Source organism: Caenispirillum bisanense, assembly GCF_039523075.1.
GTDB lineage: Bacteria > Pseudomonadota > Alphaproteobacteria > Rhodospirillales > Rhodospirillaceae > Caenispirillum > Caenispirillum bisanense.
The window spans coordinates 1-4,045 of record NZ_BAAAEP010000108.1 but is presented as its reverse complement, the minus strand read 5'-3'; the positions used below and the strand labels follow the sequence as shown (position 1 = coordinate 4,045).

Below are 4,045 nucleotides of genomic sequence, written 5' to 3'. Positions count from 1 at the left end.
CCGCCGGCTGGGCCGGACGGGCGAAGCCGCCGTGGGTGCCGGTGGCCTGCAGGGCGGCCGGCTGCACGTCGACCTCGGCCACCGCCTCGTGGTGCTGGACCGGCTGCTCGGCGGCCACTTCGGCCACCGCCGGCTGCGGCTGCGCCACCGGCTGGGCGGCCGGCTGCTGCGCCGGGGCGGCGCTCAGCGGCTGCGGGCGCGGGGCGCCGGGCATGGCGACCATGGTGCGCGGGGTGTGGTGGCCGGCCATCGCCTCGGCATTGATGCCGGTGGCGACGACGGAGACGCGCATCTTGCCTTCCATGGCTTCGTCGAAGCAGGAGCCGAAGATGATGTGGGCGTCGGGGCTCTCGACCTCGTCCTTGATGCGGTTGGCGGCTTCGTCAACCTCGAACAGGGTGATGTCGGGGCCGCCGGTGATGTTGATGAGCACGCCCTTGGCGCCGCGCATGCAGGTGTCTTCCAGCAGCGGGTTGGCGATGGCGGCTTCGGCGGCCTGCAGGGCGCGGTTCTCGCCTTCGGCTTCACCGGTGCCCATCATGGCGCGGCCCATGCCGGACATGACGGTGCGGACGTCGGCGAAGTCGAGGTTGATGAGGCCCGGCATCACCATCAGGTCAGTCACCGACCGCACGCCCGAGTTCAGCACGTCGTCGGCCATCTTGAAGGCATCGGCGAAGGTCGTGCGCTCGTTGGCGACGCGGAACAGGTTCTGGTTCGGGATGATGATCAGGGTGTCGACGTACTGGGCCAGCTCGTCGATGCCCTGTTCGGCCAGGCGCATGCGGTGGACGCCTTCGAACTGGAACGGCTTGGTGACCACGCCGACGGTCAGGATGCCCATGTCGCGGGCGATGCGGCTGATGACGGGCGCGGCGCCGGTGCCGGTGCCACCGCCCATGCCGGCGGTGATGAACACCATGTTGGCGCCTTCAAGCTCGCCGGAAATGATGTCGTAGCTTTCTTCCGCCGCGGCACGGCCCACGTCGGGGCGGGCGCCGGCGCCCAGGCCCTGGGTGACGTCGACGCCAAGCTGGATGCGGCGGTCGGTGCGGGCGTGGTTGAGCGCCTGGGCGTCGGTGTTGGCGACGACGAAATCGACGCCTTCCAGGCCGCTCAGGATCATGTTGTTCACGGCGTTGCCGCCGGCGCCGCCGACACCGACGACGGTGATGCGGGGCTTCAGCTGCGCCCCGATGCCCTCCGGGGCATGGAAGTTGATCGGCATGTTAGCCTCCGTGTGCGTCTGAACCCTGGGATGAATAGCAGGATTGTCTTCTTCGTTCAGCGGACTTTTTGGACGAATCGCAAAATCTTCGGAATGTTCACGCAAGGTTCCGTCCGCAGAGTCTAGATCTCGCGCGTCGCTAGGAGTGGAAAGTACTTCGAGCAGATGGCGTTCCTGCTCCGTCAGGTCGGCGCTTGCTTCTGGAATCGCTTCGCTTTCCGGCGCCGGGGCGAGGGAGGAGTGCTCCACCCGCAGTTGGGACTCGCTGGGATGGTATTCCTGACCACCCTTGCCGCGTGCGGACGCGGCCACCGTCGTCGCGGTCGTCGTCGCGGTCGTGGTCGCCGCCGTCGGGCGGTGCGGCGGAATGGCGCGCGCCACGGCGTCGGCGACGGTGGCGGTCAGGTCTTCGGCGGTGGGGGCGGTCACCGTCAGCGGCGCCGCCGCCTCGGCCGGGTCGGCGGCGTCGAACCCGGCGCCGGCGCCGGGGCCCCAGATCATCTGCGACAGGGCCAGCGCCGCCCGCTTGGTGGCGCCCAGCGCCCGCAGGGTGTCGCGCCCGGCCGGGGCCGTGGGAGCGGGAGCCTCGCGGCGGCGGCCGTGCTCGTCCATCATGCGCCACTCGGTCATCAGAAATTCTCCCGCAGCCACTGTGAGATCCGCGCGATGCCGGCACTGACGCCGGAGCCGCTCCTGCCCTTGGTCTTGCCCTTGCCCTTGCCGCGCGGCTTGCCCTTCTGGGCGCTGCGCTGCTCTTCCGGGTCGGCCTGCTGCGGCGTTTCCACGTGGTCGTAGGCGGCGTAGCGCACCAGCCCGGCGACGGTGGAGAAGGCCGGGCCGGAGACGCTCTCCGGCAGGCCCTTGATGCGCAGCGGACGGCCGAGCCGCACCTGCTTTTCGAGAATGGTTTCCGCCAGGTCGCGCAGGCCCGCCAGCTGGCTGCCGCCGCCGGTGATGACGCAGCGCGGCCCCACTGCCTTCAGCAGGCCCGCCTGATCCAGGTGCTGGCGCACCAGTTCCAGGGTTTCCTCCACCCGCGGCCGCACGATGTGCACCAGCATGGAGCGCGGCACCTCGTTCGGGGTGGTGTCGTCCTCCTCGCCCACCAGCGGCACCTTCAGCAGGTCGCGGTCGTCGGCGGGGGTGGCGATGACGCTGCCGTAGACGGTCTTCAGCCGCTCGGCATTGGCGACCGGCGTCGACAGGCCCTTGGCGATGTCGTTGGTGACGTGGTTGCCGCCCACCGCCACGCTGTCGACGTGGACGATGTGGCCGTCCTGGAACACCGAGATGGTGGTGGTGCCGCCGCCCATGTCGATGACGGTGACGCCCATCTCCTTCTCGTCCTCCACCGCGCAGGCGAGGCCGGAGGCGTAGGGCGAGACCACCAGCGCCTCGATCTCCAGGTGGCTGCGTTCCACCACCGTCGACAGGTTGCGGATGGCGCCGGCGGCGGCGGAGACCAGATGGATGTCGACCCCCAGGCGGTCGCCGTACATGCCGCGCGGGTCGACGATGCCGGGCGTGCCGTCGATGGTGTAGCCGATGGGGATGCAGTGGACCAGTTCACGGTCGTCGCCGGAATGCTGGCCGCGGCCGGCTTCCAGGATGCGGCGGACGTCGCGGTCGCGGATCTCGTGGCCGGCGACGGCGAGGTCGACCTCCACCTTCTGCGACCGCGGATGGCCGCCGCTGACGTTGACCAGCACCTTCTGGATGCGCTGGTTGGCCATCAGCTCGGCGGCATCGACGGCGGCGCGGATGGAGCCTTCCAGCTCCTCCATGTTGGCGACCTGGCCGCTGCGCATGCCGCGCGAGCGGTGGTTGCCGACGCCGAGCACGCGCAGCGACCCGTCATCGTCGGCATGGGCGATGAAGCAGGCGACCTTCGTCGTCCCCACGTCGAGGGCGGCGATCAGTCCGGTGCGTGTCTTGGCCTTCGACACCACTGTCGAGGTTCTCCTTCTTCCGTCCTCAGGCCTCGCGGCCGGCGCCGGCGGCAACCGGCAGGGTCTTCAGCTTCGGCCCGCCCTTCATGCGGTCGCCGGTGGGAATGCCGTCCCCGTTCAGCCGCACGATGACGCGGTCTTCCTGCCGCAGGTCGATCTCCGCCAGGTCGTGGTCGAGCAGGCCGTTGCGCCGTTCCATGGCGGCAAAGCGCTGCCAGGCTTGCGCCGCGCCGTATTCGGGCAGCTTGACCGTGATGCCGGTGTCGAAGTCGTCCAGCAGGATGTCCCAGCGGCGGTCGCCGCGGCGGGTGGCGGCCTTGACCCGCGGCGCGAGCGCGGGTGCGGTGTTGAGCAGGGCGAACAGCTCGGTCGCCTTGGCGGGGGCGCCGTCGCCGACGATCACCGGCAGGTGGCCCCAGGCCCCGACGTCGTGGATGGGGATGGCGGCACCGCCGGCGTCGGTGAGCATGAACTGTCCGTCCTCGCGCTGCCAGAGCGCGATGGGAGTACGTTCCTCGATGCGGACATGCAGGGTGTCGGGCAGGCGGCGCGACACCACCGCCTTGCTCACCCACGGCAGCGCCTCCAGCGCCTCGCGCGCCGCCTGCATGTCGATGTCGAGGATGGGGGCGCCGCGCTGCACGTTCAGGGCGGCCAGGATGGCGGCGCCGTCTGTGCGGTTGCGGCCTTCCACCATCAGGTTGTTGAGGGTCAGGCCGATGCCCTGGCTGACGCCGCTGGCCGCCGGGGCGGAGCCGGCGGTCAGGCGGTCGAGGGTGCCGGAGCCGACCAGCCACGCGCCGCCCGCCGACAGCGCCAGGCTGAGCAGCGCGACGCCGACCAGCCGGGTGTCGATGCGCGGCAGCAG

General features: G+C 70.7%; 3 protein-coding genes. All 3 read right to left on the bottom strand.

Annotated elements, in window-relative coordinates; all coding sequences use genetic code 11:
• On the bottom strand, window positions 1-1,228 hold a 1,228-nt coding region (ftsZ, locus tag ABD056_RS22540), incomplete at its 3' end, for a cell division protein FtsZ (protein WP_425545077.1).
• 629 nt (window positions 1,229-1,857) lie between these two features.
• Window positions 1,858-3,174 carry a cell division protein FtsA gene (gene ftsA / locus ABD056_RS22535; protein WP_343870520.1) on the bottom strand — a complete coding sequence of 439 codons (1,317 nt, stop codon included), beginning with the start codon at window positions 3,172-3,174 and terminating at the stop codon, window positions 1,858-1,860.
• Window positions 3,175-3,202: 28 nt separating this feature from the next.
• Window positions 3,203-4,045: cell division protein FtsQ/DivIB (locus tag ABD056_RS22530; protein ID WP_343870516.1), on the bottom strand; the 843-nt coding region annotated here is incomplete at its 5' end.